Genomic DNA, 26,615 nt, shown 5'->3' with positions numbered 1-26,615 from the left:
AGGACTCCATGACTGGACATGAGAAAGGTGTACCGATCCTAGAAATGCGCCGCGACAAGCGCGTGGATCCCGAGCACCGAATGCGTCTCGACGCGGCGATTCATCGCCAGGGTCGCGGCTGGTTCACGGGCCGCGACGGCGGTCGGCCATGGCAACTGTCACGCACCAATCGCGTGGTCGCCTGCCTCGGTGCGATGCTGATCCTGGTGCTGATTTCCCCGCTGTTGCTGGGTCTGGCGCTGGTCATCAAGTTCAGCAGCCCAGGTCCAGTGATGTTCGTGCAGAAACGCACTGGCTACCGCGGCCGCAAATTCGGCATGTTCAAATTCCGCACCATGGTCGCCAACGCCGAAGACTTGAAAGAGTCCCTGCGTCACCTCAACAAGCACGGTGCCGACGCCATCGACTTCAAGATCGATCACGACCCGCGCATCACCCGCATCGGTGGTTTCCTGCGGCGCACCAGCCTTGATGAACTGCCCAACCTGATCAATGTAGTGACCGGCGACATGCGCCTGGTCGGCCCGCGTCCGACCTCGTTCAACGCCTACCGCTACAAGGACAATCACCTCGCGCGTCTGGCGATCTACCCCGGCATGACCGGCCTGTGGCAGATCTCCGGACGCAGCAATATCGACTTCGACCAGCGCGTTGAGTTGGACCTCAGCTACATCGCCGAGCAGAGCCTTCTGCTTGATCTGAAGATTCTGTTGAAAACCCCCTTCAAAGTATTCAGCGGCCACGGAGCAAGCTAATGGACGGTTCAACCAACAAAAGCCTGAGCATCGCCACCCCCAGCGAATCGAACCTGACCTCGACCGTGCTGGATCTCGATCTGCGGATCCTGTTCCTGACCGCCGCCAACCCCGGCTCAGGCACCACCACCAGTGCCCTGGCGCTGGCCAGCCAACTGGCGCAAATGAGCAGCGGCCAAGTGCTGCTGGTCGATGCCAGTCAGTCGGCGAGCAATCTCACCCAGCAGTTGAACCTGAGCAAGGAGCGCGGTCTGCGCGACTTGCTGTTCAACCCCGACAAACCGCCGCTGTTGCAGGACTGCGTGGTGCAGGTCTCAAGCCTGCCGTTCCACGTGCTGCCCAACGGCCGGCCGATCCGCACCCTGGAGCACCTGACCGCCGAGCGGCTGAGCCCGTTGCTTGATCAATTGGGCAGCCAGTACCGCTTTGTGGTGATCGATGGCGACGCGGTGTACTCCGACGCCGACACGCTGGTGATCAGCACGCAAGTCGATGGCGTGGTGCTTGTCGTACGCGCCGAAGACACCCGCTGGGAAGTCGCGCAAGCCGCCGTGCAACGCCTGACTCAGGCCGGGGCAAAAGTGGTCGGTAGCGTGTTCAACCGGCGCAAGTACTACATGCCCAAATGGCTTTACAAAAACCTGTAAGCGAACGCAAAGGATGACGCCATGAACGCCAAAATGCTTGTCCTGCTGTTGCTGCCGCTTGCAGGCTGCTCCAGCAATTCCGACACCCGCAACATGCCGGTGAATATCCTCACCGCCACACCGGCCAATGCGCAAGCCACCGACATGCCGAGGGTCGAGCAGACCCTGCGCCCGAAAGACGTGCTGGATGTGATTTTCCACATCAGTACCAGCGGCTCGGACGCTTACCGCGTGCAGTCGGGTGACCAGATCGGCCTGAACTTCACCGCCGCCAGTCAGCTCAACGGCACGCAACTGGTGCTGCCTGACGGCACCATCGAACTGCCGGGCGCCAACACCTCGGTGAAAATTGCCGGGCTGACCAGCGACGAGGCGCGGCAGGAAATCCAGCGCGCCTATCAACGCAAGCAGCTGTTCCAGCCCAACCGCAATCAGCTCTCGGTGCAGATTCTCAGCCCGCTGAGCAACGAGCAAAACCTCAAAAGCGCGCTGAACCACCCGGCCACCGGCATGAGCCGCGAAATCACCGTCGGCACCGATGGCTATGCGAGTTTCCCGGAAATCGGCGCTGTGCCGCTGCAAGGCATGACCGTCAATCAACTGGAAACCTTCCTCAACAGCAAGTACGCGCAATTGCCGGGGCGGATGACTGTGGATGTGCTGCTGAAATCCACCGCCGGCAACGAGATCTACGTGCTCGGCGAAGTCGCTCAACCGGGCTCGTACCCGATCCGCCGGCCGGTGTCGGTGCTTGAGGCGCTGACCCTGGCGCGCGGTACCAATGTCAAGGCGCGCCTGGATTCGGTAGTGATCATGCGGCGCAACGGCAATCAGGTGCAGGCCATGAACTACGACGTCGAGAAAGCACTGTCGGGCGATGCGCCACAGATCGCCTACCTGCAACCGGACGACATGCTCTACGTACCGAAAACCAAACTGGCCAGCGCCGGCGAACTCGCCCGCCAACTGGCCGACGTGGTGCTGTTCCAGGGCGTGGGGTTCAGCTTCGGCTACCGCGTCGACAACAAAGGCAGTGACAACTGACTCTCAGGTGAACGACATGAACCCAAAAGAAAATTACCTGCACGAGTTCTTCAGGATTTTCTTCGCCAACAAGCAACTGGTGAAGCGCATCTTCCTGATCTTTGCAGTGATCGCGCTGTTGCTGCCGCTGTTGCTCAAACAGAGCTTCGATATCACCGCGCAGGTGATCGTGCAGTCGAAAAAACTCTCCCAGGGCGATGCGACCACCTCGCTGACCCAGGACAACGCCACTTTCATTCCGCCATCGCTGGCGGACATGGAAACCGAAAGCAATATCCTCCGTTCGCCGGCGCTGATTCGTCAGACCATCAGCGAACTGCGCGACCAGGGTCAGTACAACCCGCCGCCGGGGATGCTCAGCAAGCTGGCCGAACCGTTCAAGCGTTACGTCAGCACGCCGCTGCGCGAATACGTGATCAATCCGCTGCGTGATGCACTGAGCATGGAAACCGATCCGGTGCGCGACACGGTGCTGGATGGCTTGACCCAGGAAGCCATCGACAATCTGAAGATCGAAACCCTGCCGGGTTCCAATGTCATCTCGATCGTCTACAGCTTCCCAGATCCCGCCCAAGGCACGACGTTCGTTGCCACGCTGTTGCGCAACTATCTGGTCGATCGTCAGGCCTTGCAATCGATCGAGCTGCCGCAATCGTTCTACGAGACCAAGAAGCATCAGTATCAGGTCCGCCTCGACGGTCTGGAAGGCGCACGGTTGAGCCTGCTGGAAAGCGTCGGTTCGTCCGATCCGAAAGAGGAAATCACCTTTCGCCTCAACGCGATCAACACCGAAGAGCAGGCACTCAACCTGTATCGCGATCGCTTGCTGCAAAGCCAGCGCTGGCTCGATTACCTGAAAACCAGCCTGGCCACCGCCAACACCAACAAACTCAATGACTACACCTTTCCGTTCACCTTCACGACGACGGTGGACAACATCGCGTTCGAGGATCGCGAGATCCGGCAGATGGGCGAGGCGCTGACCACTCAGGTCAGCCGCTATATGAACGACCTGGCGATATTTCAGCCCAGTAGCGAGCCGATGTTGCTGGCCCGCGAGCAAATTGCCCGCACACGCCAGCAGTTCCTCAAAGTGGTCAACAACCGCATCCAGGAACGCACGATCGACCTGTCGGTGGTCAGCCAGGTCATCGAGCAGAAAACCGCGCGCATTGCCGAGTTCAAGAATCGCATTCATCAATTGCAGCAGACCCAAAGCAAGCTGCGCCAGATGGACACCGAGATCGGCGCATTGCACGCAGCGTTCTCAACCTATGCGCAACGCTTTGCCGAAAGCAGCACGACGCGCGCGCTGGATAACGACTTGTCCAACGCCCGTGTCTTGAGCCCGCCGTATGAACCGACCGAGGCGGCGTTTCCCAAGCCGATGCTGATCATTCCGTTTGGTCTGCTCACCGGACTGCTGCTGGCCATTGCCTTCGTCTATGTACGTGAGTTCTTCGATCACCGCTTCAAGCATCCTGCGCAAATCAGCCATGAACTGGGCCTGCCGGTGCTGTTGGTGCTCAACGAAGAAACGTCGCAGCCGGGCAATCCGCACAAGAACTGGACCGTGCCGAGCCTGGTTCACTGGGTGCGCAATTGAACGCGGCGTCCACCCCGTGCGTCGCCCTGCCGATCATTCATTTGCTCAGCAGCGGCGGCTTCTACGGCGCCGAGCGGATGTTGCTGGATCATTGCCTGGCGACGCCGGGACAGCATCAAGTGCTGTTCCTTGACGCGCCAGCAGAGCTGATCGAGCGCTTTCGCGAGGCCGGGGTGGACGCTCGCGGCTGTCCCGGGCTCGGCGGACTGCTGTGGCACTTGCATCAGCGCCGTGGTGACAAGCCGTTGCTCAACACGCACAACTTCAAAGGGCTAGTGTTCGGCTGGGTCGGCGCCACTGTGTTGCGCCTGCCGCTGGTGATCACTCAACACGGTTTCACCCCGCGCAGTCGCAAGCAGAAGCTCTACACCTGGCTAAGCCTGCAACTGTGCCGCACGGCCTCGGTGAAGCGGGTGGTCTGCGTCGCGCAAAGCATCGCTGTGCTGCACCGTCAGGCTGGCGTCCGTGCCGAGAAGTTGCAGGTGATTGCCAACGGTTTGCCAGCGGCGCCAGTGCTGCCGCCGGCGCTGGAACGACAACGCTGGCTGGTCGGTTACGTCGGCCGGTTGAGCAGCGAGAAAGGCCCGGATCTGTTTCTCGATGCGCTGATTGCGTTGTGTCACCAGCATCCGCAACTGGACGCCGTGATGCTCGGTGACGGTCCGGAACGTGAGGCCTTGCAGGCGCGTATCGACGCTGCCGGTTTACCACAGCGGGTTCGCTTGCCGGGCTATCAAACGGCGATGCAAGGCTGGTGGCAGCAACTCGATGCGCTGGTGATCAGCTCGCGCACCGAGGGTACGCCGATGATTCTGCTTGAAGCGATGCAGGCCGGTGTGCCGGTGGTGGCGTTCGCGGTCGGTGGCATTCCCGATGTCTTGCAGGACCGCCACAACGGCCTGCTCGCCGCACCGACCGATACCGCCGCCCTCGCCCGTCAGCTCGACACGTTGCTGGCCGAACCGAAGCTGGCCGCACAACTACGCGACAACGCCAGACGCACACAACAGGAACGCTACGACCTCAAGGCTTTGGCTGAACACTGGTCGCAGCTGTATATCCACACGGCACGGGAGGCACGCGCATGATTTTCCCGCTCTCGATCGTCAGCCTGCTGGCACTGGTCTGCATGGCTTTGCTGGTCAGTCCTTATCCGTATCTGGCGCCGGGGGCAGTGCTGGGGCTGCTGGGTTTCACGGTGCTCTACCGCAAACCGGCCTGGGGCCTGCTGGGTATTGCCGCGCTGGTGCCGTTTGAAGGGTTCTTCAAGGACAGCGCGTTTTCCGGGAGCAAATTCCTCGGTGCTTCGCTGGCGCTGATCCTGGCGTTGCAACTGGCATTGCATCAGATTCCATCGCAGCGTCTGCGCAGCAATCTGTGGCGCTACCTGATCGGTTTCATGGCGCTGTACCTGCTGAGCCTGCTCGCCACCGACAACATGGGCATGTCACAGAGTCATCTGCGTGAGCTGAGCGTGGGCCTGATTCTGTTCGTGATCACTTTGTTGATCGGCCGCGAACTGAACCTCGATCTGTTCGCCCGGCTGGTCACGCTCAGCGTCAGCACGACCTGCGCGATGGCGATGTTTTCCAGCCGATTTCAGGACAAGGGCCGCGCCGCCGGCCTGCTCGAAGACCCGAATGCCTTTGCTCTGCTGATCGCCTTCGCCGTGCCGCTGGGCCTGCTGCTGGTGATTCGCAGCCCGAATCTGCTGCAGCGTTTGTTCTGGGCGGGCTGCTGCCTTTTGCTGCTCGGCGGCATGACCAAAACGGAGTCGCGCTCAGGGCTGGTGGTACTGGCCTTGAGTCTGGCGATCGGGGTCTGGCATTACCGCCAGCACCTCAACCGTATCCGTCCCCGGCATTTCGGATTCGCCATGCTCGGTGCGGCCATCGTGCTGCCATTGGCGATTTATGCGATGCCTGCCGGTTATCTGGCGCGCATCCAGTCGCTGAGTATCTTGAGCGCCGGGGCCAAGGCTCAGGATGAATCCCTCGGCCGTCGCGCCTCGTACATTGTCGTCGGCAGCCAGATCATCCGCGAGCATCCGCTGCTCGGCTCGGGCCCCGGGACCTTCCCGTTGCACTATGCAACCACCGGCTATGCCAAGGCATTCTCGGCCAACCGCAAGATCGGCGACCTGTATCGCCGGGCGCATAACACTTATCTGGAGATCTTCAGCGAATTGGGGATTCCCGCCGGCCTGCTGTTTGTCGGCATGCTCGTACAGGGTTTCTACAACCTGATCCGCGCACGACGCGAATGGCTGCAACGGCGTGAATGGCAGCACGCCGACCTGATCACCCATCTGGGAATGAGTTTTCTGTCGTTGACGTTGTTTCTGATGTTTCTCAGCGCGCCGAACCTGAAATACCTGTGGATCATGCTTGCACTGACCTGGGTGCTGCGCCTGAAAGCCGAGCAAGCGCCGCTGACGGAGGCCAAGGCATGAGCCGGATCAGCATCGTCATTCCGATGTACAACGAGGCACGGCACATCGGCCGCACCCTCCTGGCCGCTCGCAAAGCCGCGAACGCCGCCGACATCGACTGTGAACTGATCGTCGTCGACAACGGTTCCACCGATGACGGGCCACAGATCGCCCGCGCTTTCGGTGCACAGGTGCTGGTGCTGCCCGGCCTGCTGATCGGCGCCTTGCGCAATCGGGGCGCAACGGTTGCCAGCGGTGAATGGCTGGCGTTCATTGATGCCGATATCGAAATGCCCGAAGACTGGCTGAGCGAATTGTTCGCTCTCGAAGCGCAGAGTCAGGGCGACATTTTTGGCCTGGATCTGCACACCCCCGCCGCCGCGCCGTGGTACGCGACCGCCTGGCAACGGCGCATGTTGCATCCATCAGCGCACGCCAGTCGCACCGTGGACTGGCTGCCCAGCGCCAACCTGTTGATGCGCAAACGCTGGTTTGACGTCGTCGGCGGATTCAACGAAACCCTGCGCACCGGCGAAGACAAGGAATACACCTTGCGTCTGAGCACACAGGGCGCACGGCTGCTGTCGACCAGTAACAGCATCGCCCTGCATTGGGGCTACGAAATGAACTGGCGCGAGTGGATGGGCAAGGAGCTGTGGCGCCAGGGCAGCCACCTGCAGTTGCTGCGCACCCATGGCATGAGCCTGCGCCTGCTGCGTTTTCCGCTGCTGTCGTTGCTGGTCTGGATGACGGATTTTCTACTGATCGTTGCCTTGCTCGCCGGCCTCGCGCAGCTCGCGATAATCCTGCTGGTGCTGACCCTGCTGCCGAGTCTGACGCTCAGCGTGCGGCAGAGTATCAAGCACCACAATGCTCGCCTCACCTTGCAACTGTGGGGTCTGCACTGGTTACGCCTGCACCTGCCCAGCGCGGCACTTGTTCTCAGTCTGTGTCATTGGAACGCCAGGAGGCCCGCCCGTGGCTGAATTCATTTTTTGCCTGTGCCTTGTGCTGCCGGCGTACGCCTACATCGGCTATCCGCTGCTGCTGACCTTGCTGGCGCCGCTGTTCCCGGCCTGGCGGCACGCGCCGGCACCGCCGCTGAACGTCAGCATCGTCATCGCCGCGCACAACGAGGCGCGACACATCGAGCACAAGTTGCGCACGCTGCTGGCCCAGGATTATCAGCCCGCCACGCTGCAGATCATTCTCGCCAGCGACGGCTCGAGCGATGACACCGTGGCCTGCGCGCACAAAGTGATCGATCCGCGCATCACCGTCCTCGACCTGCCGCGCCAGGGCAAAGCCGCCACACTGAATGCCGGCGTCGCCGTGAGCAGCGGCGACATTCTGGTGTTCACCGACGCCGACAACCAATGGTCGCGCGACACCCTCGGCCATTTGCTCGCGCCGTTGAGCGATCCGCAGGTCGGTGCCTGCGCCGGGCACATGGTGATCCCGGTCACCGGTGGTGGCCTGAGTATTGGCGACAGCCTCTATCGGCATTACGAAGGCTGGTTGCGCCGGGTCGAGAATCGCACCGGCTGCATGGTCTCCGCCGACGGCGCCCTGCTCGCCTTGCGCCGCGAGCTGTTCCAGAACGTACCGGCCGAGGTCAACGACGACTTCTTCATCAGTACCTGCGCGCCGGTCGCGCACAAACGCATCGTTTACGTACCCCAGGCGCAGGTGATCGACCAGGGCGTCGACGAAGCGGGCAAGCAGTGGCGCCGCCGCCAGCGGGTCACGGTTGGTGGCCTGCAAAGCCTGGCGCAACGCAGCGCCCTGCTGAACCCGTTCAAGTACGGCCTTTATTCCATTGCCTTGATCAGCCACAAACTGATCCGCCGCCTCGCGCCGATTCTCTTGCTGCCGCTGCTGCTGAGCAATTTCTGGCTGTGGAACGAGCACGGTTTCTATCGCCTGAGCCTGGTTGCGCAATTGCTCGGTTACGCGGTGGCCATCGCCGGCCTGCTGGATTCGCAACACCGTTTACCGAAACCGTTCCGCCTCGCGGCGTTCCTGCTGGTGACGCTGGCCGGCATGAGCGTCGGTCTGTGGCAGTTCCTGCGCGGGCAACGTTACGCACAGTGGAATCCTGACCAGAATCGTTGAGAGGACTCATGCCATGGCGATCAAACAACTGCTAAAACGCACCAGCGGCTGGCTCTATCTCAACTCGTCAGTGGGGCGCAACCAGTTGCACGGCGCCGGGGTCATTCTGATGCTGCACCGGGTGCTGGCCAACGACCGTGCCGCCAACCTGCCGCACCGCAACGAACTGTGCGTCGGGCCCAAGGCCTTCGAGCATTTACTGCTGTGGCTGCGTCGGCATTTCGATTGCGTGCCGCTGATGGAAATCCTCCAGCCCAATTCGCTGCGCAGCGAGCGCCCACGGGTGGCGCTGACCTTTGATGACGGCTGGCGCGACAACGCCGTCAACGCCTTCCCGCTGCTGCAGAAACATCAGGTACCGGCGAGCATTTTCCTCTCCACCGATTTCATCGGCAGCCGTCAGCGTTTCTGGTGGGAAAGCCTTGGCGAAACCCTGTGGGGCAGCCACGGGGAAAAAGCGCGGATGCACTTGATCGAGAGCCTGCAGTTCATGCATCACCCATTGCCGGTAATGCTCGATGACATCGATGTCGACCGCCGCAGCCTGGCGCTGCTGCATTTCCTCCAAGGGTTGAAGACGCTTGACCCGCAGGAACTGGAAAAACTCACCGATGAGTGCCCAGCCGAATCACAGCCGCAAGCGCTGGACTGGCATCAAGTGCGCGCGCTGGAGGCTTCCGGTCTGGTGCGCTTTGGCCCGCACGGTGCCAGCCACGCCATCCTCACCGGCCTGGATGATCAGCGCCTGAACGAAGAAATCAGCCGCAGCCGCGATGCCTTGTACAACGGCTGCAACCGCCCACTGCCGGTGTATTGCTACCCCAACGGCGACAACGATGAACGCGTGCGCGAGCAGATCGCCAATCACGATTATCCGTTCGCCCTCGGCACCGGCACCGGCATTTATCGCGGCGAAGGCGACCCGCTGAACCTGCCGCGCTTCGGCGTCAGTCAGCGCATCGCGTGCAATCCGGCGCTGTTGTCGTGGCGCATTTATCGCGGGGCACGGCCATGAGTCGCGGCAGCTACCTCAAGCATCTGGCCCTGAGCATGGGTACCAAACTGGCAATGATTGCCTTGCGCCTGCTGCGCAATGTGTTGCTGGCGCGGATTCTCGGCCCGAGTGAACGCGGTTTGTTCGCCCTGCTCAGCACCTTGCCGGATCTGATCAGCGCCGCTACCAGCGGCGGTTTGAATTCGGCAGTCGGTTATCAAGCGGCCAATCAGCGGCCGATGGGCTTGTTGCTCGCTCAGGTGTTGGTGTTCGGTTGTCTTCTGGCCGGGCTGCTGACCTTGCTGGTGGTCGCGCTGGCCCGTGAGTTCGGCAGCGAACTCGATGTGACGATGCAGCTCGGTCTGCTGGCGTGGCTGTTGCTGCTGGCGGTGCCGCTGACCGTGCTCAAAAGCGGTCTGCTGACCTTGCACAACGCATCGGGCGGCGTGGTCGCCTTCAATGTTCTGCGTCTGATCGAATCCCTCGCGCCGCTGCTGTTGTTTGTCGCGCTGTTCTGGATGTGGAAGGAGGCAGCACTCGAAGCCGCGCTGATCAGTTGGCTGGCCGGCATCAGCCTGGTGGTGCTGGTCGGCTGGATGTGGCTCAAACGCGCACAGCCGCTGCAACTGCGATGGGACCGTGCGAGCCAGAACGAGCTGCTGCGCTTCAGTGCGCGCAGCCATCCGGACCTGCTGTTTCAACAGATCATTTTGCGCTCCGACTACTTGTTTATCGGCGCCCTGCTGGGCAGTACCGCGCTCGGCCACTACGCCATGGCCAGCGCCGCCGCCGAATTGTTGCTGATCGTTCCGGAGGCGGTCACCACACCGCTGATGAAGCGACTGCTGCAACAGGACAAAGGCATGGACAAGGTCACTCCGCTGGCGCTACGCCTGACCGCCACGGTGATGCTCGGCGCCTGTCTGACCATGGCAGTGATCGGCGAATGGCTGATCGTCACGCTGTTCGGTGCGGCGTATCAACCGGCGTATCCGGCGCTGCTCGCCTTGCTGCCCGGCCTGCTGGGCCTGTGCTATGCGAGCATTCTGCGCCTGGATCTGATTGGCAAGGATCGCCCCGGCACGGTGTCGTTGCTGATGGGCATCGGCGCTCTGCTCAACCTCGCGCTGAATCTGCTGTTGATTCCTGCCTACGGCATTGTCGGTGCAGCGGCGGCTTCATCGATCGCCTATCTGGCGGTGACGGTGGCCATGCTGGTGCTTTATTGCCGCTTGAGCAACGTGCCGTTCTGGCAAACCTTGATCATCCTGCCCAGCGACATCACCCCGATGTGGTTGATGTTGCAACGTCGGAAGACAGCATGAAACGCCTGGCCCTGCTGTTCGGACTCAGCCTGACGCTGAACGGTTTCGCGGCGCCGATGCAGTGGGGCGATATCCGTGACGGCAGTTTGTATCTGCAAGCGGATCGCCCGGACACCGTGACAGTGCGATGGGTGCCGGCATGGCAGGCCGAGGCTAATGAAGAGCATATTTATCTGCTCGACGGTCAAGGCAAGCTGCAGGGCGAACGGCTGATCAAAGCCAGCGAAACTCGCGGTTCGCAGAGCTGGCCGTTGCTGCCCGGGGCTGCCAGTTATCGGCTGGAGATTCCCGGCTACAGCTTCCGCAGTTATCGCGTCGAGCATGACGATAAAACAGTGGCGCTGTTCAGTCCGGCCAAAGTGCATTTCAGTGTCGAAACCGGCAATGGCGATGAGCTGTTTTTCCAGGTGGCGCCGGGGGAACACGCGGTGCTGAACGGCAAATATCATGGCGGGGTCAGCGCGCTGCAAGCCCAGCGCATGGACGATGGACAACAACGGTCGTTGGCCCTCAAGCCATACCGCGCCTATTGGCAGTTCGATCAAGTGGCCTTGCCGGTCAGCGACCAGCCCCAGGTCTGGCGCTTGCGCCTGCAGGGCAGCGGCAAAGCGGCATTCTGGCTCGACGGCACGGCCAATCTGTTTGCGCAAAATCCGCAGCAGCTCCAACCCTTGCGTGAAGAGCCGGGCCAGGTACGCCTGATCCTGCACGATAAGGTCCTCGGTCGCACCCCGGATCTCGGCATTGCCCTGCCCAATCTCATGCCGCCCGCGGCCAGTCATGCCGCACTGGATGCCTTGAAACCGGGTGCGGCGAGTTATTACAGCTACGTTGACGTCACTTCGAAAAATACCCGTATCGCAGACCCGGTTCGTCAGCTCTATCAGACTCGCTTCGGCATCCGCCAGGACATCACCCTGCTCGCCGGCACCGGGCGTCAGGCCAATCTGCGCGCCGATGTGCAAAGCAACAACGGCCTTGAGGCGTGGCTCGCCGGCACTCGTGCGCTGGGTGGTCAAGGCACGCATTACATCGGCTTCGCCGACGAACCGAACCTGAACTATTCGAGCTACGAAGATTATCGGGCGATTTTTGTCAGCATGGCCCGCCAGGTGCGCAGCGATCCGGCCAATGCCAAGGCCGGCGTACGTATCGCCATGCCGGCCAGCTCCCGTTTTATCAACGGGCCGTTCACCCGCAACGCAGCGGACAAACGCGGCATCGACTGGGCGCGGCGGCTGCTCAGCGAATCCGCCGATCAAGTCGATGCATTGGCCTGGCATGAATGGATGATCCGCGACTTGCTGGCGACCCGGGTGTACCGCGACAACGTCCGCCGGGCTGCAGACCTGGTGGGGCTGGACGCTAAAGGTCAGCCACGCAAAGCGTTGCTGCTGGATCAGACCAATCTGTCCAGTGGCTCAGCCCTGAGCCCCTACGATCAGGAAACTCACTACACAGCGCTGTGGTGGGCGTCGGTGGTCATCAACGCCTCTCAGGACGGCCTGCTGAGCATGCTCAACTGGTTTCAGGCCGCCGACGAACCGCCCTACGGCAAAGGCATGGTGCGCATACATGACGATGGTCGCTTCGAGCTGAAACCGGTAGGCCTCGCCCAGCAATTCATTGCCCGGCATTGGCTGCCGCAAGTGCTGCAACTGGATAACGACGCTTTTGAGGTAGATGTCCTGGCGATGGCCGGCGACAAGCAGCGCGCACTGCTCGGGGTGAACAAAGGCACGCGCCTGCAACGGGTTGATCTGAGCGGTGCCAAGTGCCCGCTGAATCAAAGCGCCTTGCGTTTCTTCGGCGCTGACAATCGCAGCCGCGACATACCGTTTGCCTGCGAAAACGGGCGCGTACGTTTCGAATTACCGGGGCAAACCCTGTTCGCCCTGAACTGGAGCGCTTCATGAACCGCCCTTCGATGTTCTGTCCCGCGAGCGTCTTGCTGTGCGTGGGACCTTCAACAGGAGAAGAGACCATGGATGTTTTGCAAAGACTCAGCGGACATATCCGTCGTAAAGGCCTGCGAGCGACCTTGGCGAAGATCCGCAGAATGTACATTTTTGACCATCAGGAACTGCTGTGGATGGAGCGCGATCTGGTCAGTCCCGTGCCGCCGCACAACCTCAAACCTTACCCGCCATTGCGCATGCTGAAGATCACCGCAAACAACGCCAGCGCCTTTGCCCGCTACTTCGGCAACCGCGTCGGCGTCATGGCCGAGCTGGCCAGTGACGGTCACACCGGGCATATGCATGTCGACGACAAAGGCGATGCCGTGGCGTTTATCTGGGGCACGCCGCGCGACTATTTCGATCGGCATTACTACCGTTGCCGGTTCCCGGTTAAACCCGGCGAATTTTTCGAGTTCGGCGGCGAACTGACTCGTGCCTACTGGGGCACCGAATTGTCGGTAGATCTGCAACTGCGCCTGTGGAAAGCCATGGCCGCCCAAGGCTGCCGCAAAGTGGTCGATGTCTGTGACTCGAGCAACGTCCCGGCGCTCAAGCTGCACCTGCGCATGGGCTATACCGAACAACAGCGGATCATGAATATCTACACGCTGTTCGGCCGCTGGCGCTTCTATCGCGAAACCCGCTACAGCGGCTCGCGTCTGGCGGCGCTGGGTAAAACTTCCCGTCCACCTGTCAAAGCAACGGCGGCCTGAACCCATGGTGATGCGATTCGAATGGCGCACGTCCCTGTGCGCTGCCGACTTCCCGGCGACGGCCTACGAAGCACTGCGCCCGCGCGTGGCCGACCACACGCCGTTCAACAACCTCGGCTGGTTGTGCGCGGCAGAGAAGGCCCTGGGCGAGGATCAGCGCCTGCACATTCTGCTCGGCTGGGAAGCCGAGCAATTGCTGCTGTGCCTGCCACTGGTGGCCAGCCGTGAACGCTTCGCTGGCGTACCGTTTCGCGTTTTGCATCACTTGGGTTATCCAATGGCCGATCGCCTGGCCCTGCTGTCGTTGCTCGGCCGCGAAGACATGCACAAGGCGCTGGTGCTGATCCGTGAGCATCTGCCCCATGCGCTGCTGCAACTCAATGAACTGTCGGAACCTGCCGGTGAAGAAAGTGCGCTCACCGAATGGATGGCGCGCAGTTCCACGGCTGAACGACGCCTGAGTTGCCGGGTGCCGGTGCATCTGATCAGCGACGCCGATCATCAGGAGATCTCCGGTGACCCGCGCTACAAGCTGCGTCGGGCACGCAAACGGATTGCCGCATGCGGTGCGCAAGTGCGGCGAATCATCCCCGATGCGCTGTCGATGCCCACGATTTTAGAAGCGCTGCAGGAAGTCGAGTCGGTCAGTTGGAAAGGTGACGAGGGCGTCGGGATTTTCGCCACCGAACGCAGTCGTCAGTGGATGCAAAGCGCTTTCACCGCCCTCGCCGCTCAAGGCCTGGTGCGGGTCGTGACGCTGGAGCTGAACGGCCGCTGCATCAGCTATCGCCTCGGCCTGCTCGAACAGGGCCGGCTCTACGATTACAACTTGGCATTTTTGCCGCAATACGCCGACCTCGGTAGCGGCCGGGTATTGCTGGAGGAATGGATTCGCTGGGGGCTGGATGAGCACTGGCGCTGGATCGATGCGTCGCGGGTCAGCCTGGAAAACTCCAGCCATCAACTGCACGAACGCATGACCGGGCAACTGGAACACTGGCGCTGGAGTTTCTACTCATGGCGCCCGAGCGGTCTGCTACTGGGCCTGGGGCTACGCCTTTGGCACCACGTCAAACCGGCCCTGCAAAAATGGCGCGCACCGCGTGCCGGCAACTCGACAGCGGCGAACACATCCGAAATTCAACCGGCAACACCATCCAACACACCTGGGCTATCGCCTCGGAGGGCATCATGAGCGTCATCGAAAATCTGCTTCTGCGCATCAAACAAAAAGGCCTGCGCCGCACCCTTGGCGCGCTGTGGAAACGTTACGTGTTCGCTCACCGTGAACTGCTGTGGATGGAGCGCGACCTGGTCACGCCGATTGCCGCGAACAAACTGCGCCCCTGCGAAGGTTTGCGCAGAGTCGACATCACCGAGGACAACGCCAAGGCATTCGGCAAGTACTTTGGTGACCGCGTGGAGACCATGGCCGAATTGGCCGCTGAAGGGCATACGGGGCATATGTACCTGGACCAGGACGGTCATACCGTCGGGTTTGTCTGGGCCAGCACTCGCGACTATTACGACCGCCACTTCTACCGCTGCACGTTCCCGGTCAAGCCCGGTGAATACTTTCAGTTCGGTGCCGAAATTACCCGGCACTATTTCGGCAGTAGCTTGACCGTCGATGCACAGACCGCACTCTGGCAAGTCATGTCTGCCCGAGGCTTCAAAAAAGTCGTGGATATCTGCGACAACGCCAATGTACAGGCCCTGAAGATGCATATTCGCCTGGGCTATCAGGAACAAGGGCATATCACGCATGTTTACGACCTGTTCGGGCACTGGCGTTTCTTCCGTGAATCGAACTACAGCGATTCAAGGCTGGAGGCGCTGCGCAAGCCGGAAAGACCGGCAGTGACGGTGGCGGCGCAGGCTTGATTCAATCTCAGGATTTGTAGCGGTGGCGAGGCCGCCTTCGCGAGCAGGCTCGCTCCCACACTGGATCTGTGCAGTACACAAAACCAATGTGGGAGCGAGCCTGCTCGCGATGAGGCCGGTTGCCGCACCGATCAATCAGACCTTGGTGGCGATCAGGGTAAAGCACATCGGCATCTGCGCCTCTCGATTCAGATACCGGTCATACACCTCTTCCCGATTCGAATGCGCATACTCCCTGAAGTGCGCAATGTTCAGCCCTGCCGCAATGGCACCGCTGAAAATCGCCCCCAGCGTATGCACAAACCAATACGACTTCGCCGCCTGCTGTTCAACCTTGCCGACATACACAATCGGCTCTTCCTGCACAAACGGCTCGGCGCGGAAGTAGGAACTGGCGAGGCGATACGGATCCTCTGCGTCGGGATCGACCATTTCCAGAAACGGATGGGTTTCGTAGATCACCAGTTTGCCGCCCGGTTTCAGTGTCGAGGCGACGTGGCGGAAGAACTCGCCGATGTCCGGCATCCAGTTGAGAACACCGATGGTGATCAGCGCCACGTCGAAGCGGTTCTGCAATGACGCTGGCAAATGATGGATATCGGTTTCGATGAACTCGGCGTTGTGCGGTGAACGCTTGCTCAGCTCACGCGCCTGCTCGAGAAACGCCGACGACTGATCGACACCGACCACGCTTCTGGCACCGAGCGCAAACAGGGAGAGACTCTCACGGCCATTGTTGCAGCCCAGTTGAATCACATCTTTGCCATCGACCTCCAGCAACCCGCTCAGGGTCTCATCGAGGCATGAGAAATCCGCCTGCGCAACTTCGCCGAGTAAAGCCTGCCAATCAGGCGAATCCTGGTGATGGCGGGCGGAATCGTTCCACGCCTGTCGATTGCTCTCGATGGCGGTTTTATTGTTGGGCACTTCCATGGCGCACTCCGGACGATGCTCGTGATTGAGCGGATCCGAGTCTAGATCAGCCCGGCAATTGCGGTTGTTGCAAACTTGTAAGCCAAACCCTGCGGCAACTCCTACAAATGAGGAAACTCTCGCCTACAAGTACCGACGACTTTTCAAGGTTTGTTAGAAGACTTGGCTGACTGCCTATCTGTATCTACTTGGATACAGTCGAGCAATGAATTATCTTATTCGACAAACAGCCGTCTTCCAGGCTTGGCACCAATCGGTTCGAGACCTGCGGGCCAAGGTGGCCATCGCCCGCCGCATTGATCGGGCCTCAACGGGAAATCTCGGCGATGTTAAATCGGTGGGTGATGGCGTATCTGAAATGCGCGTAGATGTGGGTGCAGGCTATCGGGTGTATTTCACGATGCGTAACGGTGCAGTCATCGTTCTATTGGCTGGAGGCGACAAGTCTTCACAAAGCGCAGACATCCGACGCGCACAAAAAATGGCTAAGGAGGTTTAACCATGAGCCAGACGTTAACGATTTTCGACGTGGCAGCATTGCTGGACAGTGACGAAGCCATCAGCGAATACCTGTCCCAGGTTCTTGCAGACGGGGATAACGAAGAGTTTCTTCGCGCAATCGGCTATGTGCTCAAGGCGCGCGGGATGACGCAGATAGCCAAAACCTCTGGCATGGGTCGCGAAAGTCTGTACAAGGCGTTCGCGCCCGGCGCAAAGCCTCGCTTCGAAACGGTTTTGAAAGTTATGCATGCCCTCGGCATCGATCTTTACGCACAGCCGGGGCATGCGATCAATCACCCGGTTGTTTGAATGTCGGGCAGCTATAGTTAATAGCCTTGGGGAAAACCGCACTCGCAGGTGCCGCCATGCATATGCTCGCTCGGCTGTTGTTGACCGGCTGTCTGCTCGCTGCCACACAGGCGCAAGCGCTGGACAGCAATTTCAATTATTACGGGCCTAACCAGCCCTTCGCCCACCCGGCTCCGTATTCACTGAGTTCCACGCCGCCCAAGCCTTACGACGATACGGCGCCGCGGGATTTTGTGGTGCTTCCGGGTGACCATGAATTCTCCGATTCGCAGTTGCCGACCGTGGCGGATGCGACGGTGCGGGTGTTTATCCGCACGTACGATGCCGAGCGCGGGATTTATGTGAATGACGAGGTGCTGGATCCGGGTTGTGTGCTGGAGTGTTTGAGTCGGCAGCAGCATTGATTCTGACGACCAAGTATTAACCAGACACCACAAAACCCTGTGGGAGCGAGCCTGCTCGCGAATGCGGTGGACCAGTCAACATTGATGTCGGCTGACATGGCCTCTTCGCGAGCAGGCTCGCTCCCACAGGGGAAATGCGGTGTGCCTGGGCTACCACTGCCGTTTATCCGGGCGGGCGAGGCCGAGTTTTTCGATGCGGTAGCGCAGCATGTCGCGGCTCAGGCCCAGCAGGCGTGCAGATTTGGTGACGTTCCAGTCGGTCTTGTCGAGCATCTTGCGCACCATGTCGCGTTCGACTTCCGGCAGGTTCATCGACTCCATATTGCTCGCCGGACGCGGTTCGTAGGGCGACACAGGTTCGTGGTGTTGATGCTGATGCTGATGCTGCGGCGGCAACTCGTCACAAAGGCTCATGCACACGTTCAATTGATGCGCAGCAATTGTGTCGCTCGGCGCCAGCAACACCGTTTGCTCAAGCATGTTGCGCAATTCGCGCACATTGCCCGGCCAGGTGTAACTGAGCAGCAACTCCTCGGCCTGCTGGCTGAAATGCAGATTCGGTTTGCCATAGCGTTTGCCGTGACTGGCGAGGAAGTGCCGCGCCAGCAACAGAATGTCATCGCCCCGTGCATACAGACGCGGCACCTTGATCGAAATGATCCGCAGACGGAAGAACAGATCACGGCGGAATTTGCCCTGTTGAACCATCTGCTCAAGGTTGCAGTTGGTCGCGCTGATCACCCGCAGATTGACCTTACGCTCCTTCACCGAACCGACCCGGCGAATGGTGCGATCCTCCAGCAACTTCAAAATCTTCGCCTGCAACAGCAGATCCATCTCACCGATTTCATCGAGAAACAGCGTGCCGCCGTCCGCCGCTTCCACCAGCCCGACCCGGCGGTCCTTGGCATCGGTAAACGCGCCCTTCTCATGGCCGAACAGTTCCGACTCCACCAGATTCGACGGGATCGACGCACAGTTGAATTCAATGAACGGACCTTTGCTGCGCGGGCCGTCGAAGTGCAGCGCCCGCGCCACCAACTCTTTGCCGGTGCCGGTCTCGCCTTCGACTAAAACCGGAGGGAGATCGGTGTTGGCCATGCGCCGCTCGGCGTCGAGCAACTGGCCGATAGTGTTCTTCAAATACTGCATCGGCGCCGAGTCGCCAATCAGCGCCTGCACCCCGGATTTCTGCGCCTCGCGCTCCTGATAGAACGACAACGTGCGCTCCATCCGTTCGGTGGCCAGGGCCTTGTCGAGCAGCAGTTTCAGTTCCGTCAGCGCGACCGGTTTGGTGACGTAATGAAAGGCGCCCTCCTTCATCGCCACCACGGCGTCTTCGACGTTGCCGTAACCGGTCATCATGATCACTTTGAGATCCGGCGCGCTGATGCGCAGCTTCTGGATCAGGTCGTGACCACTCATGCCCGGCAGCGAGTTGTCGGTCAGTACGATGTCGGGCATGAAGGTTTCCAGTTGCCCCAGCGCGTCTTCGGCCGAATGGCAGACCGTCACCTCGAAGTCTTTGCGCTCCAGGTAGGTCTGAATATTTTCGGCCAACAGTTCGTCATCCTCGACCAGCAGAATGCTGTGTTCCATATTCCCCTCCCGATGCCACTTTGAAGTTGAGACTGACGCGGGTTCCCTCCTGCTCTTTGCTGGTCAAAACGACCGAGCCCTGAAAACGCTCCATGATTCTTTTGACCAACGCCAGGCCAACCCCGAGGCCGCCCTGTTTGGTGGTGAAAAACGGCTTGAACACCAACAGTTGCTGCTGTGCGCTCATGCCCTTGCCGGTGTCGCTCAGGGTCATGCGCACGCGGTCCGGCTGCGGCGATTCGAATTCGACGCTGAGCACACCGCCCTTGGGCATGGCTTCGAGGGCATTGGCAAACAGGCTATTGAGTATTTGCGTGAGCAGCACCTTTTGACTGACGACCGGCGCGCAATTCTGCGGACTGAATCGCACTTCGACATTGCAGCGTTTGATCAATGCTTCGAAGGCGCCAACGGTGTCTTCGACCGCCATGACCAGATCCACCGCCTCGCCGTCGTCATTCATCGGCCGCAGTGACACGAGCAATTCGCGCACCCAGCGCGACATGCGATCGACCTGACTGATGATGTCGCCAATATTGCGTTGCGCACCGGGGCTGGCGACTTCCTGGGCCAGTTCGGCGCTGGAGCGAATGGTTGCCAGTGGATTGCGCAGGCTGTGCGCCACCGCCGAGGACATCTCACCGAGGGCGACGAAGGTTTCGTTGCTGATCAGCTGTTGCTGCTGGCTCTGCAGCAATTTCGCCGCACGGCGGACGATCCAGAACAAGGCTAGAAAGATCGCCGCACCGCCGAAACACGTCGCTGCCCAGATTGAGGCGAACCCACGGTCGATGCGATCGACCAGATCCGCCGGTTCCTTGTAGACCTCAACCATGGCGACAACTTTGCTTTTGTCGGCGTTGAACATCGGGATGTAGTTCTCGATGAACAGGTATTTCGGTTCGCGCAGCATTTGCTGCTCGGGTTTCTCATCGTCGATCTTGTGGTAGCTGGAAGACACCGGCACTTTCATCTCGAATGATTCGTCGAGCTCATCGTCATCCTTGATGTGCACACCGATAAGCTCAGCGTTGGTCGACCAGATCACCGTGCGATCCAGCGCATAAACGGTCGCGAGCAAAATATCCGGCAGGTGTTCGACGTGATCGAGAAATTCAGTACGCGCTGAAGCCTGTAACGCCGGATCAACATCGGGGTACTGGTTGTCCTGGCGCGGGTCGAGCATTTCGCCCATCGTCCGGTTCGGATTGATTTTGGCGTGACGCATTTCCGCCGCGCCAATGGCCTCAACGAATTGCGCAGTCAGCAGCGCATCGCGCTCGACACTTTCGGTGACCACGAAGCGTGTGGAGATATAACCCAGCCCCAACGCCACGGCGGCGATGATGAAAAAACTCGCGAGCGAGAACCAGCGCAGCAGATTGAACTGCTCGCGCCAGCCCTTGCAGGCAGCAGCCGCCAAGGTTGGCGCAGATGTTTTTTGTGTTTCCAGTCTCTGCATGGGAGTGCCCTGGAGATTTTGTATCGAGTCGATGACTGCCTTCAGTGTAGGTCGCTCTGACCGCGACACACGGCTCAGTGATGCTAGTTTGCCGCTACTGAAAACCATTCACCGGAGCTGCCGCGAATGCGCGACAGGCTGCCACCGAGGCAGGGTAATGGGGTTGTGCAATTCTCCCGCCAGTTCCTCATGGAGCAGCGAGCGTCGGCGTTTGCAGCCAATTGGCCAGGCTGTGCTTTCCCGTTGACTGGGGCCTGACACCCATTGGTGGGGAAACTGTGGATCAAGAGACGAGTTGGAAGGCCAGGCGCACCGTGGTGCCCTCGCCTTCACGGCTGTCGAGGGTCACGCCGCCGCCGAAGCGTTCCATGATGCGTTTGACCAGCACCAGGCCGACCCCGAGACCGCCAGACTTGGTGGTGAAAAACGGCCGGAAGGCCATGGTCCGTTGTTCTTCGTTCATGCCTTTGCCGGTGTCGCTGAGCACCACGCACACGCCACGGTCGTCGCTTGGTTCAAGGCTGACGGTCAATGTGCCGCCCTTATCCATGGCCTCGAGGGCATTAGCCAGCAGGCTGTTGAGGATTTGTGTCAGTTGCACCGGTTGGCTGAGCACCATCGGCGTGTGTTGCGGATGAAACACCACCCTCACCCCGGCCCTGGCGATCTGTTGTTCGAACGCCACCAGGCTTTCGTGCAACGCCGCCACCAGGTTCACCGGCTCCGGGTCATCGTTGAGTGGTCGCAGCGATTGCAGCAGCTCGCGCACCCATTTCGACATGCGATCGACCTGACCAATGATGTCGTTGATGTTCTTCTGCGCCGGGCCGGCGTCGAACTCCAGCGCCAGTTCGGCGCTGGAACGAATCGTCGCCAGCGGATTGCGCAAACTGTGCGCCACCGCCGAGGACATCTCACCCAGCGCGACAAAGGTTTCGTTGGCGATAAGTTGTTTTTGCTGGGCGGCGAGCAGAATCGCCGCGCGCCTGACGATCCAGTACAGGCCCAGATAAATCAGCCCGCCGCCCAGTGCAGTGGCCAGCCAGATCAGAACCAATCCGCGCTCCATGCGGGCGATCAGATCCTTGGGTTCCTTGTAGATCTCGACCATCGCCGTGACGTTCTTGCCCTCGGCGTCGAACAGCGGAATGTAGTTCTCGATGAAGATGTAGTCCGGCGGCGTGATGAACTTCTGCTCTTCACGGGCCTTGTCGACGTCGTGGTAGCTGGCGGATACCGGAATCTTTTCGTTGAAGGCACGATCGAGGTCTTCATCGGCATGAATGCTGGTACCGATCAGCACCGGGTTGGTCGACCAGATTACTTGGCGGTCGGGCGCATAAATGTTGGCGAGGATCACGTCCGGCAAGTGTTCGATGTGATCGAGAAATTCACCCCGAGCATCAGCCCGGGCTTGCGGACTGACGTCGGGAAAATGCGTGTCCTGACGTGGATCGAGCAATTCGCCCATGGTCCGCACATTGGGAATCGACACATGGCGCACCTCGGCCGAGGCGATCGCCTGAATGAACTGCGCGGTGAGCAAGGCATCGCGCTGCACGCTTTCATCAATGACAAAACGCGTCGACACCGCGCCAAGCGCGATGGCCACGGTACCAATCACCGCCATGCTGATCAGCGAAAACCAGCGCAGCAGGTTGAACGACTGCTTGCGCGAGCTCAAGCGCAGATTGCCCTCCTCGACCGGTAGCGATTTCGACTGCATGTTCATGGCGGCGACTTCCCGATACATCCCTATAGGGTTATAGCCCACGGGTGGGGGTTTGCCCGGTTGCGGGGATATCGACCCGATAAGACCGCCCAAACCACCACAAATCCCTGTAGGAGCGAGCTTGCTCGCGAAGGCGGTAGGTCAGTCGACATTTCTTCACAGGAAGTCCGCTTTCGCGAGCAGGCTCGCTCCCACAGTGGCTTGTTTCGCTCACCTGTTTTGTGTTCACCGAAGAAACTTGTGGGAGCGAGCTTGCTCGCGAAGGCGGCAGGTCAGTCGACATTTTCGTCACAGAAAGTCCGCTTTCGCGAGCAGGCTCGCTCCCACAGGTTCTTCATCTGACAGACGTTCAATGTCATCCCCACCGTCCCCAATCCTGGGGAATGACGCCCTTTCCCCGCTGGCCAAAAACCCCAACCTCACACCTGCAAACCCCTCTAATCCGGCCCTCTCACGCCCATCCACCGCACCTTGGCATGGAAGGTGTACAGGCCCTGTGCAACTGACCCATCCCCAAGGGGCAGGTACTTTGATAGAGGGATTAACTCATGCACCCTTTACTGTCCAAAACCGCGACTGTCCTGGTCGTGAGCGCATTGGCCCAAGGCATTGCCCAGGCCGCTTTGTTTGCTGTTGATCCGGGCCCGTACGCGCCGGCCACCGGTGGTTTCGCCAGTTGGTATCAGGACTCACACGGTCGCACCCTGGACCTGTGCCTGTCCAAAGCGCTCAGCTCCCGAGTACCCAGCGCCCCCGGCGCGCCGTCGTACATGTGCTCGCTGCTGCCGACCCCCGGCGTGTTCGATGACGCGCAACCAATTGTCTTCCCGACAAACTTTCCCGATGAAGCGTTCTGGTTCACCGGCGAAACGGCCCTCGTCGACGCCGCACGGGGGATTGATCTGGGCTACGTCAGCGCCATCGAAGCCGCATTCGCCGCTGAAGAGCCGGTCGAGGGCGATCAAGTCAGCTTCGCCCGGATCCGCATTCGCGTCGACGTGCCGACCGCCGGCACCTACGTCATCACCCACCCGTATGGCGTCGATGTGTTCAACATCGACACCCCCGGGCGGCGCGCAATCAACATGACTCGCGACATTGGTATCGGCACGCCGAAAACCTATGACGGCGCACTCAAGGGCGACATCGGGCCGTTCCTGCGCAGCGTCAACGGCCCGTACACCGAGACCAATCCGCTGACCGGTGCCGCCGAACAATTCGTCGGCGACCCGAACCTCAACGAGGCAGTCACCGGCAGCCCGTTCAACACTAACTACGTACGCATCGAAGGCCCTAACGGCCTCGATCTGCGGACGAACGTGTTCGCCGTCTCCGGCAAGTTGTCGACGGTGGTCCGGCCTACGCCAATGATCACCCAGCGCAGCACTTACTCGCGCAAAGCGGGAACCAGCGCGCCGGTCGCCCAACAAGATGTGTTCGTTCTCGCGCCACCCGCGCCGGGCACTGTCGCCGTGACCAGCAGCACCCCGGTGCTGAACATGACCGAAGCCAACAGCACCGGCAGTTGGTACGCGCAGTCCTCGGTCAACCCGACCCTGCCAACCACCTTGCAGGTGACTGCCGACAACCATCTGGCCATCGCCAGCAGCACGCCGACCACCCTGCCCATGGCCCTGACCGATCTGGTAGTGATCCAGAGCGCGCAATACAGCCTGAGCTCCGGACAACTCACCGTGGTCGCCTCGACCAGTGACGAAACTTCGCCACCCGTACTCACCGCCACCTCCGGCAGCGGCGCCGCCATCGGTGCGCTGGGCGGCGACGGCGCAGTGAAAACCCTCGCCACCGGGATCTCGCCAATCCCACCGGCCAAGGTTCGGGTGACGTCGTCCAACGGCGGCAGCGATACCGAAGAAGTGGTCATCGTGCAATGAACGCTCACATGCCCAGATCCGCATCAGGAGGCATCATGAACAAGTGGCCACGCTTTGCGCTCAACGCGCTCGGGCTCGCTCTCTCGCTGACCGGCAGTGCCTATGCGCAACTCGCCGCCGTCGACCCCGGCCCTTACACCTTCGCCACCGGGAAATTCCCGATGTGGTATCAGGACAACAATCTGCTGTCGATGGAACTGTGCCAGTCGCGTGCTGCCAGTTCGCGCGTTGCCGCGACCACGCCGCCGGCCTACATGTGCATTCTGCTCGCTGAGCCGGGTATCTACGACGACGCCCAGCCGATGATTTTCCCAGACAACTGGCCGCCGGAAGCCTTCTGGTTCCTGGCCGAAACCGCAATTGCCGACAACGCTGCCGGTTATGGTGTGGACGCTTATGTCGCCGGGATCGAAGCGGCATTCGCCTCGGAAAATCCGGCCGATGGTGATCAGCAAAGCTTCGCGCGGATTCGCATCCGGGTGAACGTACCCGTTGCCGGCACCTATACCATCACTCACCCGTACGGCGTCGAGACGGTCAATGTCACCGCACCCGGGCGCCGCGCAATCAACATCACCCGCGACATCGGCATCGGCGCACCGGGCAATTTCACCGGTGCCGTCAATGGCGCCATCGGACCGTTCCTGCGCAGCGTCAACGGCCCGTACACCGAAGTGAACCCCGACACCGGCGCCACGGAAACTTTCGTCGGCGACCCGAACCTCAACGAAGCGGTGACCGGCAGCCCGTTCAACACCAACTTCCTGCGCATCACCGGGCCTGCCGGGACGATCCAGTCAAGCGTGTTCAGCCTGTCCGGCAAAGTGCTCGACAGCCGTCAGCAGACCCAGGTGGAAATCGACCGCGCCACCTATCGCCGCACCGCCGCTGGCGTGCGTGCCGAAGTGTTTGCCAAGGCCAGTAACAGCTCGACCCTGTGCTTCCGCGAAACCGTGGCGCTGCTGCCCGGCCCACCGCCAACGCCGTGCCAGACCAACCTGTTGGGTGACAACAATGGTCTGTTCTTCGGCCACCGCTTGGGCACTGGCGCGGTACCTCCGGTAGTCGTCGTGACCGCCACCAACCCCGCCGGCACCACGCGTCCGACGGCCGTGTCGGCCAAGCTCACCGACGTGGTGAAAGTGCAGACCGCGCGCTACAACTGGGCCAACCACAGCCTGCTGATCGAGGCCACCTCAAGCGATGAAGTGGCGATCCCCGACATGGTTGCCCAAGGCTACGGACGCCTGTCAAAAACCGGCACCCTGCAGCGCATCACCGTCGCCGACCTGACTCAGCCACCCGCTACCGTGACGGTGAAATCTGCCGCTGGCGGTGGAGACACCGAAGCGGTCGTGGTGGTCGGCAACGCGCCGGACACGGGTGAAAACCAGGCGCCAATCACCAACGCCGACAGCGGCAGCACCAGCTTCGGCGTGCCGATCACCCTCACTCTGTTGACCAACGACAGCGATCCTGATGGTGACAATCCGCTGGGCATCACCGCGTTGACTCAACCGGCCGCTGGTCAAGGCACCGTCGCGCTCAACGGCACCACTTCAGTGGTCTACACCCCGCCAGCGGTGGTCAACGCGCCACTGACCACCACCTTCACCTACAAAGCGCAGGACGCCAAAGGCCTGGCCTCGGCCAACCCGGCCACCGTAACCATCACCGTCGCACCGAACCAGGCACCGACCGCCGTCGCCGACAGCGTCGCCACTCTGGGCGTAGCGATCCCGATCAACGTGCTGGCCAACGACACCGATCCGGAAGGCAACGTGCCGCTGGCCGTCAACAGCCTGACCCAACCCGCCGCTGGCCGGGGCACGGTCAGCACTGACGGCACGGTGATCACCTACACCCCGCCCGCCACCGTCACCACGGCGTTCACCACGACCTTCACCTACATCGCTCGGGACAACTTCGGTGCCCTGTCGACGCCGGCCACAGTCACGGTGCAAGTGTCGCCACGGCCAGCGGCGGAAACCTTCGCCGTGACCGCATCGACGGTGCAGGCTCGCTCCGGCGGACGCTTCAACTGGGACTTCACCGGCACCTCGTCAGTGACCACCGGCAACACCATCACCGTGCAGGTCACCACCCCTTCCGGGCTGGTCACCCTTGGCACCACCACGGTGCCGTTGACCGGACGCTGGCGGCTGACGCTGAACAACACGCTGGTGGTGCCATCGGCCAACCCGACCGCGACGATCCGCTCGTCCCAAGGCACCGTGCGCACGGTCTCGGTGACCACGCTGTAGGCCTGCGCCCCAGCCACTTGCGGGTGGCTGGGGCACGGTTC

The 26,615-nt window shown here is 61.0% G+C and carries 23 protein-coding genes; 19 read left to right on the top strand and 4 right to left on the bottom strand.

Annotated elements, in window-relative coordinates; translation table 11 throughout:
• The first annotated feature begins 8 nt into the window (after positions 1 to 8).
• The 14 genes from CCX46_RS11100 to CCX46_RS11035 all read left to right on the top strand — a co-directional run bounded on the left by CCX46_RS11100 (position 9) and on the right by CCX46_RS11035 (position 15,475).
• Positions 9 to 755, top strand: a complete 747-nt coding sequence (locus CCX46_RS11100; RefSeq protein ID WP_127926684.1) for a sugar transferase — start codon at positions 9 to 11, stop codon at positions 753 to 755.
• Complete coding sequence (locus CCX46_RS11095) at positions 755 to 1,402, top strand: CpsD/CapB family tyrosine-protein kinase (protein ID WP_038369597.1); 648 nt, start codon at positions 755 to 757, stop codon at positions 1,400 to 1,402. The genes CCX46_RS11100 and CCX46_RS11095 overlap by 1 nt, the downstream gene beginning before the upstream one ends.
• A gap of 21 nt (positions 1,403 to 1,423) precedes the next feature.
• Positions 1,424 to 2,446: a polysaccharide biosynthesis/export family protein gene (locus CCX46_RS11090; protein ID WP_038369600.1), complete on the top strand. Its 1,023-nt coding sequence runs from the start codon at positions 1,424 to 1,426 to the stop codon at positions 2,444 to 2,446.
• A gap of 16 nt (positions 2,447 to 2,462) precedes the next feature.
• Positions 2,463 to 4,052, top strand: coding sequence for a GumC family protein (locus tag CCX46_RS11085; protein WP_127926683.1), 1,590 nt, complete (start codon positions 2,463 to 2,465; stop codon positions 4,050 to 4,052).
• Complete coding sequence (locus tag CCX46_RS11080) at positions 4,049 to 5,140, top strand: glycosyltransferase family 4 protein (protein ID WP_127926682.1); 1,092 nt, start codon at positions 4,049 to 4,051, stop codon at positions 5,138 to 5,140. Before CCX46_RS11085 ends, CCX46_RS11080 begins: the two co-directional genes overlap by 4 nt.
• On the top strand, positions 5,137 to 6,504 hold the full coding sequence (locus tag CCX46_RS11075) for an O-antigen ligase family protein (RefSeq protein WP_127926681.1): 1,368 nt from the start codon (positions 5,137 to 5,139) through the stop codon (positions 6,502 to 6,504). Before CCX46_RS11080 ends, CCX46_RS11075 begins: the two co-directional genes overlap by 4 nt.
• Positions 6,501 to 7,469 (top strand): glycosyltransferase, encoded by a 969-nt coding sequence (locus CCX46_RS11070; protein WP_127926680.1) that lies wholly within the window; start codon positions 6,501 to 6,503, stop codon positions 7,467 to 7,469. The genes CCX46_RS11075 and CCX46_RS11070 overlap by 4 nt, the downstream gene beginning before the upstream one ends.
• Positions 7,462 to 8,598, top strand: a complete 1,137-nt coding sequence (locus CCX46_RS11065; protein ID WP_095047547.1) for a glycosyltransferase — start codon at positions 7,462 to 7,464, stop codon at positions 8,596 to 8,598. Before CCX46_RS11070 ends, CCX46_RS11065 begins: the two co-directional genes overlap by 8 nt.
• 13 nt (positions 8,599 to 8,611) lie before the next feature.
• Positions 8,612 to 9,613: a polysaccharide deacetylase family protein gene (locus CCX46_RS11060; protein WP_127926679.1), complete on the top strand. Its 1,002-nt coding sequence runs from the start codon at positions 8,612 to 8,614 to the stop codon at positions 9,611 to 9,613.
• The gene (locus CCX46_RS11055; protein ID WP_127926678.1) at positions 9,610 to 10,917 is read left to right on the top strand and encodes an oligosaccharide flippase family protein; all 1,308 of its coding nucleotides are present in this window, start codon (positions 9,610 to 9,612) and stop codon (positions 10,915 to 10,917) included. The genes CCX46_RS11060 and CCX46_RS11055 overlap by 4 nt, the downstream gene beginning before the upstream one ends.
• The gene (locus CCX46_RS11050; RefSeq protein ID WP_127926677.1) at positions 10,914 to 12,833 is read left to right on the top strand and encodes a hypothetical protein; all 1,920 of its coding nucleotides are present in this window, start codon (positions 10,914 to 10,916) and stop codon (positions 12,831 to 12,833) included. The genes CCX46_RS11055 and CCX46_RS11050 overlap by 4 nt, the downstream gene beginning before the upstream one ends.
• Before the next feature lie 68 nt (positions 12,834 to 12,901).
• Positions 12,902 to 13,591 carry a GNAT family N-acetyltransferase gene (locus CCX46_RS11045; RefSeq protein ID WP_127926676.1) on the top strand — a complete coding sequence of 230 codons (690 nt, stop codon included), beginning with the start codon at positions 12,902 to 12,904 and terminating at the stop codon, positions 13,589 to 13,591.
• A 4-nt stretch (positions 13,592 to 13,595) separates the two neighbouring features.
• A complete protein-coding gene (locus CCX46_RS11040) occupies positions 13,596 to 14,786 on the top strand; it encodes a GNAT family N-acetyltransferase (protein ID WP_127926675.1) in 1,191 nt (396 codons plus the stop codon).
• The gene (locus tag CCX46_RS11035; RefSeq protein WP_127926674.1) at positions 14,783 to 15,475 is read left to right on the top strand and encodes an N-acetyltransferase; all 693 of its coding nucleotides are present in this window, start codon (positions 14,783 to 14,785) and stop codon (positions 15,473 to 15,475) included. The genes CCX46_RS11040 and CCX46_RS11035 overlap by 4 nt, the downstream gene beginning before the upstream one ends.
• A 135-nt stretch (positions 15,476 to 15,610) precedes the next feature.
• On the opposite strand, the gene CCX46_RS11030 is transcribed toward CCX46_RS11035, so the two are convergent.
• Positions 15,611 to 16,408 carry a class I SAM-dependent methyltransferase gene (locus CCX46_RS11030; protein WP_127926673.1) on the bottom strand — a complete coding sequence of 266 codons (798 nt, stop codon included), beginning with the start codon at positions 16,406 to 16,408 and terminating at the stop codon, positions 15,611 to 15,613.
• Between the two features lie 205 nt (positions 16,409 to 16,613).
• On the opposite strand from CCX46_RS11030, the gene CCX46_RS11025 reads away from it, so the two are divergent.
• The 3 genes from CCX46_RS11025 to CCX46_RS11015 are packed head-to-tail and all read left to right on the top strand — an operon-like array spanning position 16,614 to position 17,622.
• On the top strand, positions 16,614 to 16,907 hold the full coding sequence (locus CCX46_RS11025) for a type II toxin-antitoxin system RelE/ParE family toxin (RefSeq protein ID WP_038369612.1): 294 nt from the start codon (positions 16,614 to 16,616) through the stop codon (positions 16,905 to 16,907).
• Between the two features lie 2 nt (positions 16,908 to 16,909).
• Positions 16,910 to 17,218: an addiction module antidote protein gene (locus CCX46_RS11020; protein ID WP_127926672.1), complete on the top strand. Its 309-nt coding sequence runs from the start codon at positions 16,910 to 16,912 to the stop codon at positions 17,216 to 17,218.
• A 56-nt stretch (positions 17,219 to 17,274) separates the two neighbouring features.
• A complete protein-coding gene (locus CCX46_RS11015) occupies positions 17,275 to 17,622 on the top strand; it encodes a hypothetical protein (protein ID WP_127926671.1) in 348 nt (115 codons plus the stop codon).
• Between the two features lie 150 nt (positions 17,623 to 17,772).
• Here CCX46_RS11015 and CCX46_RS11010 read toward each other — a convergent pair whose 3' ends face one another.
• The 3 genes from CCX46_RS11010 to CCX46_RS11000 form a co-directional block, all read right to left on the bottom strand.
• Complete coding sequence (locus CCX46_RS11010) at positions 17,773 to 19,221, bottom strand: sigma-54-dependent transcriptional regulator (RefSeq protein ID WP_127926670.1); 1,449 nt, start codon at positions 19,219 to 19,221, stop codon at positions 17,773 to 17,775.
• The gene (locus CCX46_RS11005) at positions 19,190 to 20,683 is read right to left on the bottom strand and encodes a sensor histidine kinase (protein ID WP_127926669.1); all 1,494 of its coding nucleotides are present in this window, start codon (positions 20,681 to 20,683) and stop codon (positions 19,190 to 19,192) included. The genes CCX46_RS11010 and CCX46_RS11005 overlap by 32 nt, the downstream gene beginning before the upstream one ends.
• A gap of 283 nt (positions 20,684 to 20,966) precedes the next feature.
• Positions 20,967 to 22,415 (bottom strand): sensor histidine kinase, encoded by a 1,449-nt coding sequence (locus CCX46_RS11000; RefSeq protein ID WP_127926668.1) that lies wholly within the window; start codon positions 22,413 to 22,415, stop codon positions 20,967 to 20,969.
• 548 nt (positions 22,416 to 22,963) lie between these two features.
• Between CCX46_RS11000 and CCX46_RS10990 the strand changes: the two genes are divergently transcribed.
• The gene (locus CCX46_RS10990; RefSeq protein ID WP_127926666.1) at positions 22,964 to 24,310 is read left to right on the top strand and encodes a hypothetical protein; all 1,347 of its coding nucleotides are present in this window, start codon (positions 22,964 to 22,966) and stop codon (positions 24,308 to 24,310) included.
• 35 nt (positions 24,311 to 24,345) lie between these two features.
• Positions 24,346 to 26,574: an Ig-like domain-containing protein gene (locus tag CCX46_RS10985; protein ID WP_127926665.1), complete on the top strand. Its 2,229-nt coding sequence runs from the start codon at positions 24,346 to 24,348 to the stop codon at positions 26,572 to 26,574.
• Positions 26,575 to 26,615: the final 41 nt, after the last annotated feature.

Origin of the sequence: Pseudomonas sp. RU47 (genome assembly GCF_004011755.1) — a bacterium.
Taxonomy (GTDB): Bacteria; Pseudomonadota; Gammaproteobacteria; order Pseudomonadales; family Pseudomonadaceae; genus Aquipseudomonas.
The sequence above is the reverse complement of the archived record's forward strand: the minus strand, read 5'-3'. Positions and strand labels throughout refer to the sequence as shown.

What these genes read in the sequence shown, in the direction of transcription:
- CCX46_RS11100 (WP_127926684.1), top strand. Translation starts at nt 9, where the DNA reads ATGACTGGACATGAGAAAGGTGTACCGATCCTAGAAATGCGCCGCGAC.
- CCX46_RS11095 (WP_038369597.1), top strand. Translation starts at nt 755, where the DNA reads ATGGACGGTTCAACCAACAAAAGCCTGAGCATCGCCACCCCCAGCGAA.
- CCX46_RS11090 (WP_038369600.1), top strand. Translation starts at nt 1,424, where the DNA reads ATGAACGCCAAAATGCTTGTCCTGCTGTTGCTGCCGCTTGCAGGCTGC.
- CCX46_RS11085 (WP_127926683.1), top strand. Translation starts at nt 2,463, where the DNA reads ATGAACCCAAAAGAAAATTACCTGCACGAGTTCTTCAGGATTTTCTTC.
- CCX46_RS11075 (WP_127926681.1), top strand. Translation starts at nt 5,137, where the DNA reads ATGATTTTCCCGCTCTCGATCGTCAGCCTGCTGGCACTGGTCTGCATG.
- CCX46_RS11070 (WP_127926680.1), top strand. Translation starts at nt 6,501, where the DNA reads ATGAGCCGGATCAGCATCGTCATTCCGATGTACAACGAGGCACGGCAC.
- CCX46_RS11060 (WP_127926679.1), top strand. Translation starts at nt 8,612, where the DNA reads ATGGCGATCAAACAACTGCTAAAACGCACCAGCGGCTGGCTCTATCTC.
- CCX46_RS11055 (WP_127926678.1), top strand. Translation starts at nt 9,610, where the DNA reads ATGAGTCGCGGCAGCTACCTCAAGCATCTGGCCCTGAGCATGGGTACC.
- CCX46_RS11050 (WP_127926677.1), top strand. Translation starts at nt 10,914, where the DNA reads ATGAAACGCCTGGCCCTGCTGTTCGGACTCAGCCTGACGCTGAACGGT.
- CCX46_RS11045 (WP_127926676.1), top strand. Translation starts at nt 12,902, where the DNA reads ATGGATGTTTTGCAAAGACTCAGCGGACATATCCGTCGTAAAGGCCTG.
- CCX46_RS11040 (WP_127926675.1), top strand. Translation starts at nt 13,596, where the DNA reads ATGGTGATGCGATTCGAATGGCGCACGTCCCTGTGCGCTGCCGACTTC.
- CCX46_RS11035 (WP_127926674.1), top strand. Translation starts at nt 14,783, where the DNA reads ATGAGCGTCATCGAAAATCTGCTTCTGCGCATCAAACAAAAAGGCCTG.
- CCX46_RS11030 (WP_127926673.1), bottom strand. Translation starts at nt 16,408, where the DNA reads ATGGAAGTGCCCAACAATAAAACCGCCATCGAGAGCAATCGACAGGCG.
- CCX46_RS11025 (WP_038369612.1), top strand. Translation starts at nt 16,614, where the DNA reads ATGAATTATCTTATTCGACAAACAGCCGTCTTCCAGGCTTGGCACCAA.
- CCX46_RS11020 (WP_127926672.1), top strand. Translation starts at nt 16,910, where the DNA reads ATGAGCCAGACGTTAACGATTTTCGACGTGGCAGCATTGCTGGACAGT.
- CCX46_RS11015 (WP_127926671.1), top strand. Translation starts at nt 17,275, where the DNA reads ATGCATATGCTCGCTCGGCTGTTGTTGACCGGCTGTCTGCTCGCTGCC.
- CCX46_RS11010 (WP_127926670.1), bottom strand. Translation starts at nt 19,221, where the DNA reads ATGGAACACAGCATTCTGCTGGTCGAGGATGACGAACTGTTGGCCGAA.
- CCX46_RS11005 (WP_127926669.1), bottom strand. Translation starts at nt 20,683, where the DNA reads ATGCAGAGACTGGAAACACAAAAAACATCTGCGCCAACCTTGGCGGCT.
- CCX46_RS11000 (WP_127926668.1), bottom strand. Translation starts at nt 22,415, where the DNA reads ATGAACATGCAGTCGAAATCGCTACCGGTCGAGGAGGGCAATCTGCGC.
- CCX46_RS10990 (WP_127926666.1), top strand. Translation starts at nt 22,964, where the DNA reads ATGCACCCTTTACTGTCCAAAACCGCGACTGTCCTGGTCGTGAGCGCA.
- CCX46_RS10985 (WP_127926665.1), top strand. Translation starts at nt 24,346, where the DNA reads ATGAACAAGTGGCCACGCTTTGCGCTCAACGCGCTCGGGCTCGCTCTC.